Below are 16253 nucleotides of genomic sequence, written 5' to 3' on the forward strand. Positions count from 1 at the left end.
GCCGGGGCAGCCTGATGCCCCGGCGCGGCTTTATGCTATAGTAGCGACCCTTTTTTAATCGTAGCCTGCGTAAACGTATGTCCTCACAAAGCAACCAGACTCCTTTCCAGCCGCACCGCTTCTCCATTGCGCCGATGCTCGACTGGACCGATCGCCACTGCCGCTATTTCTTGCGTCAGCTGTCCCGCCACACGCTGCTGTACACCGAAATGGTGACGACCGGGGCGATCATCCACGGTAAAGGGGACTATCTGGCCTATAGCGAAGAAGAACATCCGATTGCGCTGCAGCTTGGCGGCAGTGACCCGCAGGCGCTGGCACACTGCGCGAAGCTTGCCGAAGCGCGCGGCTACGATGAAATTAATCTTAACGTAGGCTGCCCTTCTGACCGGGTGCAGAACGGGCGCTTTGGTGCCTGCCTGATGGGTGAAGCGCAGCTGGTTGCCGATTGTATTAAAGCGATGCGCGACGTAGTTTCTATTCCGGTGACGGTAAAAACCCGCATCGGCATTGATGACCAGGACAGCTACGAATTCCTCTGCGATTTTATTGGCACGGTGGCTGGCAAGGGCGAATGCGAGATGTTTATCATCCACGCGCGTAAAGCCTGGCTTTCTGGCCTGAGCCCAAAAGAAAACCGTGAAATTCCCCCGCTGGATTACCCGCGCGTTTACCAGCTCAAGCGTGATTTCCCGCAGCTGACCATGGCGATTAACGGCGGGATTAAGACGCTGGAGGAAGCGAAAACTCACCTCCAGCACCTGGATGGCGTGATGGTCGGGCGCGAGGCTTACCAAAACCCAGGCTTGCTGACGACGGTCGACCGCGAAATTTTCGGGGCAGATGTTGCGGACAGCGACCCCGTTGCCGTGGTGCGAGCAATGTATCCGTACATTGAGCGTGAACTGGCAAACGGTACTTATCTTGGCCATGTGACTCGCCATATGCTCGGTTTATTCCAGGGAATACCGGGCGCGCGTCAGTGGCGCCGTTACTTAAGCGAGAACGCCCATAAAGCCGGGGCAGGTATTGAAGTGGTTGAACACGCGCTGTCTTTGGTGGCCGATAAGCGCCAGCTTTAGCCTTTAAACCACCGGGAGAATTCAGGTATTGCGGGGCCGATCACAAGCCTGAACTTAATCCCGGCGGCGTCATTTCTTTTACTTATTAAATCTGCGACTATCCTTTCGCAGTAACAAGAATTCATCGCGCTGTACCCTACATACAGCACGAACAAAAAAGAAAGGGCTTCCTCCGGGAAGCCCTAATTCTTTCTGGATTTTGAAAGGGTTACGGAATCAACAGGCTTGAACCCTGCGTGGCACGGCTTTCCAGCGTCTGGTGTGCAAGCACCGCGTCCTTCAGCGCAAACTTCTGGTTTTCCGCGACATCCACCTTAATCGCGCCGCTGGCGATCAGCGAAAACAGCTCGTGGCAGGCTTCATCGAACTCTGCGCGGGTAGTGAGATAGCCATTCAGCGAAGGACGCGTCACATACAACGATCCCTTCTGGTTCAGAATGCCCAGGTTCACGCCGGTCACCGGCCCGGAAGAGTTACCAAAACTCACCATCAGGCCACGGCGCTGCAGGCAATCCAGCGACGCTTCCCAGGTCTCTTTCCCGACGGAGTCATACACCACCGCTACTTTCTTGCCGCCGGTCAGCTCTTTGACGCGCTCAGAAATATTTTCATGCTGATAGTTGATGGTTTGCCACGCCCCGGCCTGCAAAGCGCGATCGGCCTTTTGTGCCGAACCGACAGTACCAATCAATTTTGCGCCCAGCGCCTTTGCCCACTGGCAGGCGATCAGGCCCACGCCACCCGCTGCCGCGTGGAACAGGAAGGTTTCATTGGCTTTAATTTCGTAGGTTTTACGCAGCAGGTAAAACACGGTCAGCCCTTTCAGGAAAGAAGCTGCTGCCTGTTCGAAAGAGATAGCATCCGGGATTTTAGCGACCTTGTCGGCTGGTGCATTGTGGACGCTGCTGTAGGCTCCCAGGCCAGACTGCGCGTAAACCACCCGATCGCCAACCTTCAGATGAGTGACATTGCTGCCGACCTTGCTGACAACGCCCGCGGCTTCGGTCCCCAGGCCGCTCGGGAGCGCTGGAGGCGGGTAAAGCCCACTGCGAATATAGGTATCAATATAGTTGATGCCTATCGCTTTATTCTCAACCTGAACTTCGTTCTCCGCCGGATCTTTCGGCGTAAACTCAACGGCTTTCAGTACTTCGGGCCCGCCGTGTTGGCTAAATTCGATGCGCGTTGCCATGGAAACTCCTTGTGTCGAAGAGTGACAAGAATGGTTATACTTCCCGGTCTCTCACTATGAATTTGGTAGCTCCCTCACTATGGCAGGAAATAAACCCTTCAACAAACCGAACGAACCCCGCGACCGTCAGGTAGAAGGGCTAAAAATGCCGCCGCACTCGCTTGAGGCGGAGCAGTCGGTGTTGGGCGGTTTAATGCTGGATAACGAACGCTGGGACAACGTCGCCGAGCGCGTGGTCGCCAATGACTTCTTCAGCCGTCCGCACCGCATGATCTTCACTGAAATGCAGCGCCTGCTCGAAATGAGCAAACCCATCGACCTGATTACGCTTTCCGAATCCCTGGAGCTTCAGGGCCAGCTCGAGAGCGTCGGCGGCTTTGCTTATCTCGCGGAGCTTTCTAAAAACACGCCAAGTGCAGCGAACATCAGCGCCTATGCGGATATCGTGCGCGAACGTGCGGTTGTGCGCGAAATGATTGCAGTCGCCAATGAAATTGCTGATGCCGGCTACGACCCGCAGGGGCGTACCAGTGAAGACCTGCTGGATCTGGCGGAATCACGCGTTTTCCAGATTGCCGAAAACCGAGCCAATAAAGATGAAGGTCCGAAAAGTATCGACCAGATTCTGGAAGCCACCGTGTCGCGTATCGAGTCCCTCTACCAGACGCCGCACGACGGCGTCACGGGCGTAGACACTGGCTACCAGGATCTGAACAAGAAAACGGCAGGCCTCCAGCGCTCTGACCTGATTATCGTGGCGGCTCGTCCATCGATGGGCAAAACCACCTTCGCGATGAACCTGTGCGAAAACGCCGCGATGCTGCAGGACAAACCGGTGCTGATCTTCAGCCTCGAGATGCCCGGCGAGCAGATCATGATGCGTATGCTGGCGTCGCTGTCGCGGGTGGACCAGACCCGAATCCGTACCGGTCAGCTGGACGACGAGGACTGGGCGCGTATCTCCAGCACCATGGGCATCCTGTTGGAGAAGCGCAACATGTACATTGACGACTCCTCCGGCCTGACGCCAACCGAAGTACGCTCCCGTGCCCGCCGTATCTACCGCGAGCATGAAGGGCTAAGCCTGATCATGATCGACTACCTGCAGCTGATGCGCGTGCCGTCGCTGTCCGACAACCGTACGCTGGAAATCGCCGAGATTTCCCGCTCGCTCAAGGCGCTGGCAAAAGAACTTCAGGTGCCGGTGGTGGCGCTGTCGCAGCTTAACCGCTCTCTGGAACAGCGCGCCGACAAGCGCCCGGTCAACTCCGACCTGCGTGAGTCCGGCTCCATCGAGCAGGATGCCGACTTGATCATGTTTATCTATCGCGACGAGGTTTACCACGAAAACAGCGACCTGAAAGGTATCGCGGAAATCATCATCGGTAAGCAGCGTAACGGCCCCATCGGTACCGTGCGCCTGACCTTTAACGGCCAGTGGTCGCGCTTCGATAACTATGCCGGGCCGCAGTACGACGAAGAATAAAAATCCTCGTCATCTTTCAAGCCACCTTGCTGGGGCTTGAAAGATTCAGGGGGTAGGTTTTTGTTACTTTTTAAGCAAGGAACGAACATGCAAGCGGCAACCGTCGTCATTAACCGCCGCGCTCTGCGACACAACCTGCAACGCCTCCGCGAACTGGCTCCGAACAGTCGCATGGTGGCAGTCGTGAAAGCAAACGCCTATGGGCATGGTCTGCTGGAGACCGCCCGTACCTTAGAAAACGCCGATGCCTTCGGCGTGGCCCGCCTCGAAGAAGCCCTGCGCCTGCGGGAAGGAGGCATCACTAAACCCGTTCTGCTGCTGGAAGGGTTCTTCAATGCTGAAGACTTGCCGACGATTGCCGCCCAGAACTTCCAGACGGCGATCCACAGTATTCAACAGCTGGAAGCGCTAGAGCAGGCCGATCTCAGCCAGCCCATCACCGTCTGGATGAAGCTGGACACTGGAATGCACCGCCTCGGCGTGCGCCCGGAAGAAGCAGAAGCTTTCTATCAGCGTCTGGCGGCCTGCAAAAACGTCAGCCAGCCGGTGAACGTGGTGAGCCACTTTGCCCGTGCCGATGAGCCGGAGTCCGACGCCACGCCGCGTCAGCTCGATATATTTAATTCCTTCACCGCAGGCAAGCCGGGGCAGCGTTCTATCGCCGCCTCGGGTGGCATTCTGCTGTGGCCCGACTCGCATATGGACTGGGTGCGCCCCGGCATTATCCTGTATGGCGTTTCGCCGCTGGAGCAAAAACCGTGGGGTGAAGACTTTGGTTTCCTGCCGGTGATGTCTTTAACCTCGAGCCTGATCGCGGTTCGCGACCATAAAGCCGGGGAACCGGTAGGCTATGGCGGCACCTGGACTGCGGAGCGCGACACCTGCCTTGGCGTGGTGGCCATGGGCTACGGCGATGGCTACCCGCGCAGCGCGCCGTCCGGCACTCCGGTGCTGGTCAATGGTCGCGAAGTGCCAATCGTGGGGCGAGTTGCCATGGACATGATTTGCGTCGATTTAGGGCCGGATGCCGCCGATAAACCGGGCGATGGCGCGGTGCTGTGGGGAGAAGGTTTGCCGGTCGAACGCATCGCTGAATACTCAAATGTAAGTGCTTACGAACTTATCACTCGCCTGACTTCAAGGGTAACAATGAAGTATCTGGACTGAGTGTCCTCGCCTGGTTTACAGTGGAAATCCGTGAACTGTAAACCAGGAGAACCTCACCGTGTTTCAAAAAGTTGACGCCTATGCTGGCGACCCGATCCTTTCCCTCATGGAACGCTTTAAAGTCGATCCGCGCAGCGACAAGGTCAACCTCAGCATCGGCCTCTATTACAATGAAGACGGGGTGATCCCGCAGTTACAGGCCGTGGCAGAAGCAGAAGCTCGCCTGAACGCACAGCCTCACGGCGCCTCTCTCTACTTACCGATGGAAGGCCTGAATGGCTACCGCAGCGCGATTGCCCCGCTGCTATTTGGCGCAAACCATCCGGCACTGGTGGAAGGCCGCATTGCCACCGTGCAAACGCTCGGGGGCTCCGGTGCCTTAAAAATTGGCGCTGACTTCCTGAAAACCTATTTCCCTGATTCACAGGTGTGGGTCAGCGATCCTACCTGGGAAAACCACGTCGCCATCTTTGAAGGCGCGGGTTTCACCGTGAATACTTACCCGTGGTTCGACAGCGAAACCAACGGCGTGCGCTTTGAGGCGCTGCTGGAAAAACTGAATACGCTGCCTGAACTCAGCATCGTGCTACTGCACCCTTGCTGCCACAACCCAACCGGCTCCGATCTCACAGACAGCCAGTGGGATGCCGTCACGGAAATTCTTAAAGCACGCAACCTGATTCCGTTCCTCGACATCGCCTATCAGGGCTTTGGCGCGGGTATGGAGCAGGATGCCTATGCCATCCGCGCGATAGCTTCCTCCGGGCAGCCGATGCTGGTCAGCAACTCCTTCTCTAAAATCTTCTCTCTCTACGGTGAGCGCGTGGGCGGGCTTTCCGTGGTTTGCGAAGACAGTGACGCCGCAGGGCGCGTGCTGGGTCAGCTCAAAGCTACCGTGCGCCGCAACTACTCCAGCCCGCCGAACTTCGGGGCTCAGGTCGTGGCGACCGTTCTGAATGACGAGCAGCTGAAAGCCAGCTGGATTGCCGAAGTGGAAACCATGCGCGTGCGTATTCTGGAAATGCGCCAGGTGCTGGTGGAAGTCCTGACTAAAGCCGTGCCGGGGCGTAACTTTGACTACCTGGTGAAGCAGCGCGGCATGTTCAGCTACACGGGGCTAAGCGCGGCTCAGGCCGATCGCCTGCGTGATGAGTTTGGTATTTACCTGCTTGCCAGCGGTCGTATCTGCGTCGCTGGGCTTAACCATAGCAACGTCCAGCGCGTGGCGCAGGCGTTCGCCGCAGTAATGTAAGTGCTCGCTAACTTAATTTAATTACCGCATGCTCCCTTTTCCTCTCCTGTTCGGGAGAGGAAATTTCTGCTCTATTCTGTGACCCTGCCTGTTTTCTCTGACATAAAACTGAAAAAAATCTTTGTCGATCGGTCCCCGGCAGGTATGGTCGGAAGGCTTTATGGCAAGGCTGCTCATTTTAACAACGATTAAAAACAGAAAATTTAAGGGAAAACAATGCGTAAGATCGCCCTGGCACTCAGTGCCGTCTGCCTGCTGGCAGGCTTCAATCACGCCGCTTTGGCAACCGAATCCGCACCCGCTCCGCTGAATCCTGGCGTCACCGTGGCACAGCTGGCGCAACAGGTGCCAATCCACTGGGTTTCCGTGGCACAAATTGAAAACAGCCTGCTTGGCCGCGCGCCTATCGCCGTCGGGTTTGATATCGACGATACCGTGCTGTTTTCCAGCCCGGGCTTTTACCGCGGGCAAAAAGAGTTCTCTCCAGGTAAGCAGGACTACCTGAAAAACCCGGCCTTCTGGGAAAAGATGAACAACGGCTGGGATGACTTCAGCATGCCCAAAGAGGTGGCAAAAAGCCTGATCACCATGCACCTCAAGCGCGGCGACAGCGTGTACTTTGTGACCGGACGCAGCCAGACTAAAACCGAAACCGTCACTAAAACCCTGCAAAGTGACTTCCTGATCCCTGAGCCGAGCGTCAATCCGGTGATCTTTGCCGGCGATAAAGAAGGCCAGAACACTAAAACGCAGTGGCTGAAAGAGAAGAAAATCAAAATCTTCTACGGCGACTCGGACAACGACATCACCGCGGCCCAGGACGTTGGCGCGCGCGGCATTCGCGTCCTGAGAGCCTCCAATTCCAGCTACCAGCCGCTACCGAAAGCAGGCTCGTTTGGCGAAGAAGTTATCGTCAACTCCGAGTACTGATCCCGGTCAGAAGAACGGCAGCTAACATAAATTTGCTGCCGTTTTTTTAATCAATTATCTCGTCTGTTATCCGCTTTTGGCGCACACTTAATGCTGCCGCGAATGCTTCCGGTAAACGTTCAGGACGAGGAAATGAAGATGACCCATTCGGATCTTTTAGAGTACTGCATGAAAAAACCCGGCGCAGAGCAGAGCGTGCACAGCGACTGGAAGGCCACGCAAATCAAAGTCGGCGATGTGCTGTTTGCCATGGTGCATGCGGAGAACCAGCGCCCGGCAGTGTCCCTCAAAGCCACGCCCGATCTGGCAGAGCTTCTGCGCCAGCAGCATCAGGACGTCTTCCCCAGCGCCCATTTGAATAAGGCGCACTGGAGCACGCTCTACCTGGACGGTTCGCTGCCCGGTTCGCAAATTTACTATCTGGTGGATGCTTCGTATCAGCAGGCGGTGGCATTGCTGCCTGAGCAGGTCAGGCAGCAATTGTCGGTTTGACTACTTCAGCAGTGGCTTGAGGAAACGCGCGGTATGAGAGGCTTCGCAGGTGGCAACGGTTTCCGGCGTGCCGGAAACCAGGATCTCGCCGCCGCCGCTGCCGCCTTCCGGCCCTAAATCCACAATCCAGTCTGCGGTTTTAATCACGTCGAGGTTGTGTTCAATCACCACAATGGTATTGCCCTGATCCCTGAGCTGATGCAGCACTTCCAGCAGCTGCTGGATATCCGCAAAGTGCAGGCCAGTGGTCGGCTCATCGAGGATATACAGCGTCTGGCCGGTGCCGCGTTTAGAGAGCTCTCGCGCCAGCTTAACGCGCTGTGCTTCCCCGCCTGACAGCGTGGTTGCCGACTGGCCAAGCCGAATGTAGGACAGGCCTACGTCGATCAGCGTTTGCAGCTTACGCGCCAGCGCCGGAACGGCGTCGAAGAATTCGCGGGCATCTTCAATGGTCATATCCAGCACTTCGTGAATGCTTTTGCCTTTGTACTTAATCTCCAGCGTTTCACGGTTATAGCGTTTGCCTTTGCACTGGTCGCACGGCACGTAGATATCCGGCAGGAAGTGCATTTCGACTTTGATTACACCGTCGCCCTGGCAGGCTTCGCAGCGCCCGCCGCGAACGTTGAAGCTAAAGCGCCCCGGCGTATAGCCGCGTGAGCGCGCTTCCGGTACGCCAGCAAAAAGCTCGCGCACAGGGGTGAACACGCCGGTGTAGGTTGCCGGGTTGGAGCGCGGCGTACGGCCAATCGGGCTTTGGTCGATGTCGATGACTTTATCGAAATGCTCCAGGCCCTGAACTTCACGGTACGGTGCCGGTTCGGCGATTGTCGCCCCGTTCAGCTGACGCTGGGCAATCGGGAACAGCGTGTCGTTAATAAGCGTCGACTTGCCGGAGCCGGACACCCCGGTAATACAGGTAAACAGCCCCACCGGCAGCGTCAGCGTGACGTCCTTCAGGTTGTTCCCCTTCGCACCGGAGAGCTTGAGCACTTTTGACGGATCGGCGGCCACGCGCTGTTTCGGCACCGCAATTTCGCGCTTGCCGCTCAGGAATTGCCCTGTCAGGGATTCCGGCACCGCGATAATGTCCTTCATGGTGCCTTCCGCGACCACCTGGCCGCCGTGCACGCCCGCGCCAGGACCAATATCGATAATATGGTCGGCGGCGCGAATGGCATCTTCGTCGTGCTCAACCACAATCACCGTGTTGCCGAGGTTACGCAGGTGAATCAGCGTTTCCAGCAGGCGCTCGTTATCGCGCTGGTGCAGGCCGATGGACGGCTCATCCAGCACGTACATTACGCCAACCAGCCCGGCGCCAATCTGGCTTGCCAGACGAATACGCTGGGCCTCTCCGCCGGACAGCGTTTCTGCCGAGCGGGAGAGAGAAAGGTAGTTCAGGCCGACGTTCACCAGGAATTTCAGGCGATCGCCGATCTCTTTCAGCACTTTTTCCGCGATTTGTGCGCGTTGACCGCTGAGCTTCATGTTCTGGAAGAACTCCATCGCATGGCCGATGCTCATGTCGGAAATTGTCGGCAGTGCGGTGTTTTCAACAAACACATGGCGGGCTTCACGGCGCAGACGGGTGCCTTCGCAGCTGGTGCAAGGGCGGTTGCTGATGAATTTCGCCAGCTCTTCGCGCACGGCGGAAGATTCGGTTTCTTTGTAGCGGCGCTCCATATTGTGCAGCACGCCTTCGAACGGATGACGGCGCACGGAGGTGTCCCCGCGATCGTTCATGTACTTAAATTCGATAGTTTCTTTGCCCGAGCCGTGCAGGACGACTTTCTTCACCGCGTCGGTCAGCTCGTTCCACGGGGCTTCAACGTCGAACTTATAGTGATCGGCCAGCGAGCGCAGCATGGTGAAGTAGTAGAAATTACGGCGATCCCAGCCGCGGATGGCGCCGCCGGCCAGCGACAGCTCGCCGTTTTGCACCACACGATCGGGATCGAAATATTGCTGTACGCCCAGGCCGTCGCAGGTCGGGCAGGCACCGGCCGGGTTATTAAAGGAGAACAGCCGCGGTTCCAGCTCGCGCATGCTGTAGCCGCAAACCGGACAGGCAAAGTTGGCGGAGAACAGCAGCTCTTCCGCTTTTTCATCGTCCATGTCGGCGACAACCGCAGACCCGCCGGACAACTCCAGCGCGGTTTCAAACGACTCAGCCAGGCGCTGGGCGATGTCTTCACGTACCTTAAAGCGATCGACGACCACTTCAATGGTGTGCTTCTTCTGTAGCTCTAATTTTGGCGGATCGGACAGGTCACAGACTTCGCCGTCGATACGTGCGCGGATGTAACCCTGACTGGCCAGGTTTTCCAGCGTTTTGGCGTGTTCGCCTTTGCGATCTTTAATGATCGGGGCGAGCAGCATCAGGCGCTTGCCTTCCGGCTGCGCGAGCACGTTATCCACCATCTGGCTGACGGTTTGTGCCGCGAGCGGAATGTCGTGATCCGGGCAGCGCGGCTCGCCTACGCGGGCGTAAAGCAGACGCAGGTAGTCATGAATTTCCGTGATAGTACCAACGGTGGAACGCGGGTTATGGGACGTGGATTTCTGTTCAATAGAAATCGCAGGGGACAACCCTTCAATATGGTCGACGTCCGGCTTCTCCATCAGCGACAGGAACTGACGCGCGTAGGCCGAAAGAGACTCAACGTAGCGGCGCTGCCCCTCAGCGTACAGGGTGTCGAATGCCAGCGAGGATTTGCCTGAGCCCGAAAGCCCGGTGACAACAATCAGTTTGTCGCGCGGGATGACGAGGTTGATATTTTTGAGATTGTGGGTGCGGGCGCCCCGAACTTCGATCTTATCCATTCACCTTTCCCGGAATAATGACTGCATGCGCCTGGTATGTAGAGGTACAACCGACGGCCAGAAACGGCTAATTATGACACAATAAAACCTGAATGAATATCCAGTGTTTTAATGAAACGAGCTATACTTAGCCGACATTCTGGAATGTCCCTCGCAGCTATAAACATTGTGGGTGGCATAGTGTAGAATCCCCGGTTTAGACTATTTAAAAACGTTTCAGGAGACACGAACATGGCCAGCAGAGGCGTAAACAAGGTGATTCTCGTTGGGAATCTGGGTCAGGACCCGGAAGTACGCTATATGCCAAATGGGGGCGCTGTCGCCAACATTACACTGGCCACGTCAGAGTCCTGGCGTGATAAGCAAACCGGCGAAACCAAAGAAAAAACCGAGTGGCACCGCGTGGTGCTGTTCGGCAAACTGGCAGAAGTGGCCGGCGAATACCTGCGTAAAGGCTCTCAGGTTTACATCGAAGGCGCATTGCAAACCCGTAAATGGACCGACCAGGCTGGCGTAGAAAAATACACTACCGAAGTCGTGGTTAACGTGGGCGGCACCATGCAGATGCTCGGCGGCCGTCAGGGCGGCGGCGCACCGGCTGGCGGCAACGGCGGCCAGCAGCAGGGCGGTTGGGGTCAGCCTCAGCAGCCACAGGGCGGCAACCAGTTCAGCGGCGGCGCGCAGTCTCGTCCGCAGCAGCAGAGCGCGCCAGCGCCATCTAACGAACCGCCAATGGATTTCGACGACGATATCCCGTTCTGATCCCCGCAGGGTGTAACCCTGTACGTAACGAACAAATAAAACCCTGCCTCGCAGGGTTTTTTTCTATTATGGCGGCATGAAATCTGCCGGACAGGCGGCCCTCGGATAAGGAAGATACCGTGGCATTTTTAGGTTTTGTTAGTGAGCGAGAGTCTCAGCGTTGGGCCGACGCCACGCCCTGGCTGCCTTCGTTTAGCTTTTATGAAAAACATCTCTCCCCGCCCATTGAGGGTTCACCGGAAGCCATTATTCAGGCTGTTCTGGCGCTGAATATGGAAGACGATCCGGTGATTCGTCGGCTACTCCGTTTGCGCCAGCTCCCTCGCCGCCTGCGCCGGGCCTTGTTTAAGTCAGAGAGTGCGGAACCGGCCGATGCCTTCGGATTTGGCTCTTTCACTCTGCTGCATCAAAGCAGCCACGAAGTTTCTTTCGGTTTGGCCGGGCGTTTCTGGCGGCCTCTGCTTGACGTAGAGTCGCTGAAAGATGCCGAAGCTTTCCAGCTTTTTGCTGACTCACGTGCGGCTAAACTGGTTCTGCGCTTTGATGTCACGCTTGAGAACAACGGCACGGCGGTATTACGTACCGAAACCTTTGTCTATTGCCCAACGCCGCGCGTGAAAGCCCTGTTCGCGCTCTATTGGATGCTCATTCGCCCGGCCAGCGGCTGGATCAGGCGGCGCACTCTACTCGGCATCCAGCGGAAGCTGGCGGCCGTTTTGCCAGGCAGCCAGCAGTAAGAACAAAATCGCGGCAATCGTTGAGACTCCCACTATCAATAACCAGGTGCTGAGATAGCCAAAGGTATCGATATAGGCACCCATCACGGCATACATGGGCATCAGGCCAAAACTCCTCATGGTGGAAAGTACACCGCTGATTCTGCCCCGATGGCTGCTCGGTGAGTTGTTTGCCAGGTAGACCGATTCTTTCGTGATAAGCAGCACTTCGCCTGCGGTCAGGAAACTCCAGGCGAAAAACTGCATTCCCACGGATTTGTCCGCCAGGACTAACAGGTAGCCCAGTGCAAACAGGGATCCGGCAAGCGCCAGGTTTTTCATATCATCCGTTCCGGCGGTCAGACGGATAATTAATGGCGTAACGATCACCACCAAAATGCTGGCGTAGGTCATCAACTGGCCATATAAAATGGGGCCCTGCTTGCCAAATATATGGCTTAAATAAAGCGGGGTGGTCATGGTTAACTGTTGCAATGAAAGCCAGAGTAAGGTGCAAAGCACGCCGAAGATGAGTAAATGTGGCCGCAGTTTAAATACTTGCCAGACAGAGCCATCCACCGCTTTCTCTCGGTCTGAGAGTGCATTCAGGGCGATATTTTCAGGCGTATTTTTATCTGTCACGAAGAACAATACGATTACTACACCGGCTAACCCAGCGAGACCATTACCCCAAAATACCCAGGCCGTATGATTCCAGAATAAATAACCGGCCAGTATCGGGCCAATACCGGAACCCAGGTTGTAGGTGAGGTAGCTTAAAGACATCACCGCATTTCTGTTGGCCGGGGTTGAAAGATCGGCCACCAGGGCATTACTGGCGGGAAGCGCAATGCCGAAAAACAGATAACTGATAAAGAGCATGATGGGGACAGCGATGTGCCAGTCGGCAAAAAAACCGCTAATTATCAGGATCAATGCCCCGAGCGACTCCCCCCAAAGCATGACCTTTTTATGCCCGTACGTATCAGAGAGTTTACCGCCAACAAGGTTACCCAGCAGGTAAAGTCCGGTGACGCCCATTGCCAGACTTCCGGCAACCGTAGTGGAATAGCCCAGTTTTTGCGTTAACAGCAAGATCATAAAAGGAATAATAAAATTGCCTAAACCGAGTACGAATTTAGATAAGGCAATAAAATAAACGTCTTTAGGTAAACCACGGTATATCGCGAGTGGAGAGGTAATTTTCATCTAACGTAATGGCACTCCTTATAGTTATTATTGCGCGCCATTATGTTTCGCTTTTTAGTAAAAGTATCCCGCCAATATTAGCTGGTGTGTGAGTGAGAAATTGTGCCGAGCACTTCCTTACTCCAGTCATAAAACGCTCTCACCGCCGGGGAAACATGGCGGCTTTGCGGGTAAACCAGAAATAGCGGCATATCGACGGCGTACTCCTCCAGGCAGGAAATTAACGTGCCAGTGGATAGATAGGAATTCACCAGGTAGCTGGCCACACGAATTAAACCAATTCCCTGAAGGCCGGCCTGGATATAGGCGTCAGTATCATCAACCACCAGCGTTTCTTTCATTCTTATGGCGACGTCGCGGCCTTGATTGTAAAAATGCCATTCGGTTGTGCGCCCGGTGGCGTGGGAGAGATAGCCCACGGCATGATGATGTTGCAAATCGTCCAGGGACTGCGGCGTTCCGTATTGAGAAACGTATTGCGCAGAAGCCAGTACCGACCACTTGAAACGCGCTAACGGGCGGGCGACCAGTGTGGTGGAGTCTTCTACCGTGCCTGTCCTAATAACGCAGTCAAATCCCTCCTGCACTAAATCCGTAACTCGATCGCTTGAGCAAAGCACCAGCTCCAGCTCAGGGTAGCGCGACATAAAGCTCTGTATTTCAGGCAAAATACAATGCCGGGCCAGCGACTGCGGCATACCAATCTTAAAGCGTCCTCGCGGCTGCCCGGTTTTTCCGGGGAAGGAGGATTCCAGGGCGGCAATATCACCGAGGATTTTTTTACATTCAGCGTAATAGTTCTGGCCGTCGGATGTGACGCTTAATTTTCTCGTCGTACGCTGAAGAAGCTGCACGGCCAGAGAGTTTTCCAGATCTTTAATCATCCGGGAGACGGTTGATCTCGGTAGTCCAAGTAACTCGGCGGCTCGGGCGAAACTCTGAGTCTCAACCACGTGGCGGTAGATCCGCATGGCTTCCAGTTTATCCATTGAATCCTCCGTCTGTTCGATATGATTGTGCCAATTTCGCGAATAGTCTAACCCGACCTGGGCGACTTATCGCTTGCTAATCACGCCGGTAGACTCTGCAATGATGTAGCAATTCAGCTACAAGTAAAGCGTCGGGAGAGTGATATGGTTATCAATGCTGAGAATACAGGTGAAAAGATATTGGTGCTGGGTGTGGGACAGTTGGGGGCGGCAATTTTGGATGCACTGCAGCCGGCCGTCTCGGGGTCAGGCAGGACGATAACCGCCAGCGTGTCGCCGGGATCTCTCAATGAGCACGGGTGGCCGGTTTCGTCACGTCACCAAAAGTATGCCGAAGCCGGGATCGATTTTATCGCTCTGGATATCGCGGACAGCGAGAGCGATGCTTTGGTGCCATTGTTCCAGCAATTCGATACCGTCATCAACTGCATGGGTTTTGTTGCAGGCGAAGGTACGCAGCTTAAAATTACCCGCGCAGTGATTCAGGCTGGCGTCAGCCGCTATTTCCCATGGCAGTTTGGCGTCGACTACGATGTGGTGGGTAAAGGCAGCGGGCAGCCGGTCTGGGATGAGCAGCACGATGTCAGAACGCTGCTGCGGAGCCAGAGCGTGACCGAATGGGTGATTGTTTCCACCGGGATGTTCACCAGCTTCCTGTTTGAGCCTGAGTTCGATGTGGTCAACCTGGAGAAGCAAACCGTCAACGCGCTGGGTGGCTGGGATACTCAAGTTACGGTCACTTCACCGGAAGATATCGGCCGGCTCACTACAGCCATTTATCTTGAACAGCCTCGCGTGGCTAACCAGGTGGTGTTTATCGCCAGCGAAACGCTCACCTATGGCAGACTGTCGGAGATTGTCGAGCGCACCAGCGGCAAACCATTTAGCAAAGCGATCCTGAGCCTGCCGGACTTACAGGCTAAGCTTAGCCGTCATCCGGATGACGTCATGCTGCGCTATCGTACCGCTTTCGCGCGCGGCGAAGGTGTCTGGTGGCCGATGGAAAAAACCTATAACGTCAGCAAAAAAATCGCGGTTCAGGATGTGGCGCATTGGCTGCAGTCGCATCTGAAAGCATAAATTAATCACAGGTCAGGCAATGACAGACAAAATTGATGGCGTTCTGCGCCCCGAGCAAGTTATCCCCTTTCCTGGCTCTATAAGCGATGAGGCTCAGGCCGCTCTGCGTCGCCAGGTTGATGAGCATGGTGTGCCCCACAATGCGCGCTTTGCGATGCCATCCCACACCGACGGCGAAGCCTGGAAGCAGATTCAGTCTACTTCGGCGGCCTGGTATGCGGCAGCGATGAAGTCCCGGCCAGCGGGCGGTGAGTTGGAACCACAAACGCTGCACATTGAGCTGGCCACGGTGCATGTTGCCACGCCAGGCGGGCTGGCTTCGGAGCATCACGTTCTGGTGGATCTCCACGGCGGGGCGTTCACCTTTGGCGGGGGGGAAGCCTGCAAGGCCAGCGCCAGCACCCAGGCTGGGCTGTATGGGCTCCGCTGCTACAGCGTTGATTACCGCATGCCGCCTGAGCATCCTTATCCGGCTGCGCTGGATGATTGCCTGGCCACATACCGTTACCTGCTGGAGCGCTATACCCCGGAAAATATCGTGATTGCCGGGCGTTCGGCTGGCGGTAATCTGGCCGCTGCAATGGTGCTACGAGCGCGTGATGAAGGCTTGCCGTTGCCTGGTGCCGTCGTGTTGCTGTCCCCGGAGGCAGACCTGACCGAGTCCGGCGACAGCTTCCAGGTGAATCAGCTGGTGGATGTGGTGCTGCCGGGGTCGTTAAGGGAAAACAACCTGCTCTATGCCGCGGGGGCTGAGTTAACGCATCCTTATCTTTCCCCGCTGTTTGGCGATTTTACCCGTGGTTTCCCGGCAACGTTTATTCAAAGCGGCACGCGTGATCTCTTCCTGTCGAATGCGGTCAGGTTACACCGGGCGTTGCGAAAAGCGAACGTCGAAGCCGAGCTACACGTCTTTGAGGCGATGCCGCATGGAGGATTTATGGGCGCGCCTGAAGATAAAGAGCTGGTTGAAGAAGTCGCACAATTTATTCGTCGACAGCTCAGGCTGGAGAACTAAAGGCAATAAAAAAGCCGGTGGCGAAGGGTCGCGACCGGCTTTTATTCATTACGCT

General features: G+C 56.0%; 14 protein-coding genes. 10 read left to right on the forward strand and 4 right to left on the reverse strand.

The window, feature by feature from the left end; genetic code table 11:
• Window positions 1-77 precede the first annotated feature (77 nt).
• The gene (gene dusA, locus LH86_RS06590; protein ID WP_039299483.1) at window positions 78-1082 is read left to right on the forward strand and encodes a tRNA dihydrouridine(20/20a) synthase DusA; all 1005 of its coding nucleotides are present in this window, start codon (window positions 78-80) and stop codon (window positions 1080-1082) included.
• 208 nt (window positions 1083-1290) lie between these two features.
• Here the strand turns inward: dusA and LH86_RS06595 are convergent, their stop codons facing one another.
• Window positions 1291-2274, reverse strand: a complete 984-nt coding sequence (locus LH86_RS06595; protein ID WP_039299486.1) for a quinone oxidoreductase — start codon at window positions 2272-2274, stop codon at window positions 1291-1293.
• A gap of 79 nt (window positions 2275-2353) precedes the next feature.
• Here LH86_RS06595 and dnaB point away from each other — a divergent pair, with 79 nt between their 5' ends.
• From dnaB to LH86_RS06620, 5 genes are all read left to right on the forward strand, one after another.
• Entirely contained in the window at window positions 2354-3760 is a 1407-nt protein-coding gene (gene dnaB / locus LH86_RS06600; RefSeq protein ID WP_039299489.1) for a replicative DNA helicase, read from the forward strand.
• Window positions 3761-3847: 87 nt separating this feature from the next.
• A complete protein-coding gene (alr, locus tag LH86_RS06605; RefSeq protein ID WP_039299492.1) occupies window positions 3848-4927 on the forward strand; it encodes an alanine racemase in 1080 nt (359 codons plus the stop codon).
• Window positions 4928-4985: 58 nt separating this feature from the next.
• On the forward strand, window positions 4986-6179 hold the full coding sequence (gene tyrB, locus LH86_RS06610; protein WP_039299495.1) for an aromatic amino acid transaminase: 1194 nt from the start codon (window positions 4986-4988) through the stop codon (window positions 6177-6179).
• Between the two features lie 216 nt (window positions 6180-6395).
• The gene (gene aphA, locus LH86_RS06615; protein ID WP_039299497.1) at window positions 6396-7109 is read left to right on the forward strand and encodes an acid phosphatase AphA; all 714 of its coding nucleotides are present in this window, start codon (window positions 6396-6398) and stop codon (window positions 7107-7109) included.
• A 138-nt stretch (window positions 7110-7247) separates the two neighbouring features.
• The gene (locus LH86_RS06620; protein ID WP_008455815.1) at window positions 7248-7601 is read left to right on the forward strand and encodes an MmcQ/YjbR family DNA-binding protein; all 354 of its coding nucleotides are present in this window, start codon (window positions 7248-7250) and stop codon (window positions 7599-7601) included.
• On the opposite strand, the gene uvrA is transcribed toward LH86_RS06620, so the two are convergent.
• Complete coding sequence (uvrA, locus tag LH86_RS06625; RefSeq protein ID WP_039299500.1) at window positions 7602-10427, reverse strand: excinuclease ABC subunit UvrA; 2826 nt, start codon at window positions 10425-10427, stop codon at window positions 7602-7604.
• A gap of 231 nt (window positions 10428-10658) precedes the next feature.
• Here uvrA and ssb1 point away from each other — a divergent pair, with 231 nt between their 5' ends.
• Both ssb1 and LH86_RS06635 read left to right on the forward strand, forming a co-directional pair.
• On the forward strand, window positions 10659-11189 hold the full coding sequence (gene ssb1 / locus LH86_RS06630; protein ID WP_008455813.1) for a single-stranded DNA-binding protein SSB1: 531 nt from the start codon (window positions 10659-10661) through the stop codon (window positions 11187-11189).
• A gap of 119 nt (window positions 11190-11308) precedes the next feature.
• Entirely contained in the window at window positions 11309-11926 is a 618-nt protein-coding gene (locus LH86_RS06635; protein ID WP_039299503.1) for a hypothetical protein, read from the forward strand.
• On the opposite strand, the gene LH86_RS06640 is transcribed toward LH86_RS06635, so the two are convergent.
• Both LH86_RS06640 and LH86_RS06645 read right to left on the reverse strand, forming a co-directional pair.
• Window positions 11873-13114, reverse strand: coding sequence for an MFS transporter (locus tag LH86_RS06640; protein WP_039299507.1), 1242 nt, complete (start codon window positions 13112-13114; stop codon window positions 11873-11875). The two genes, LH86_RS06635 and LH86_RS06640, sit on opposite strands and share 54 nt — an antisense overlap.
• A 77-nt stretch (window positions 13115-13191) precedes the next feature.
• A complete protein-coding gene (locus LH86_RS06645; RefSeq protein ID WP_039299510.1) occupies window positions 13192-14103 on the reverse strand; it encodes a LysR family transcriptional regulator in 912 nt (303 codons plus the stop codon).
• 144 nt (window positions 14104-14247) lie between these two features.
• Here LH86_RS06645 and LH86_RS06650 point away from each other — a divergent pair, with 144 nt between their 5' ends.
• Complete coding sequence (locus tag LH86_RS06650) at window positions 14248-15183, forward strand: aromatic alcohol reductase (protein WP_039299513.1); 936 nt, start codon at window positions 14248-14250, stop codon at window positions 15181-15183.
• A 19-nt stretch (window positions 15184-15202) separates the two neighbouring features.
• Window positions 15203-16198, forward strand: a complete 996-nt coding sequence (locus LH86_RS06655; protein WP_039299516.1) for an alpha/beta hydrolase — start codon at window positions 15203-15205, stop codon at window positions 16196-16198.
• The last annotated feature ends 55 nt before the right edge of the window (window positions 16199-16253 follow it).

It is taken from the genome of Cedecea neteri, assembly GCF_000758325.1.
Lineage (GTDB): Bacteria > Pseudomonadota > Gammaproteobacteria > Enterobacterales > Enterobacteriaceae > Cedecea > Cedecea neteri_B.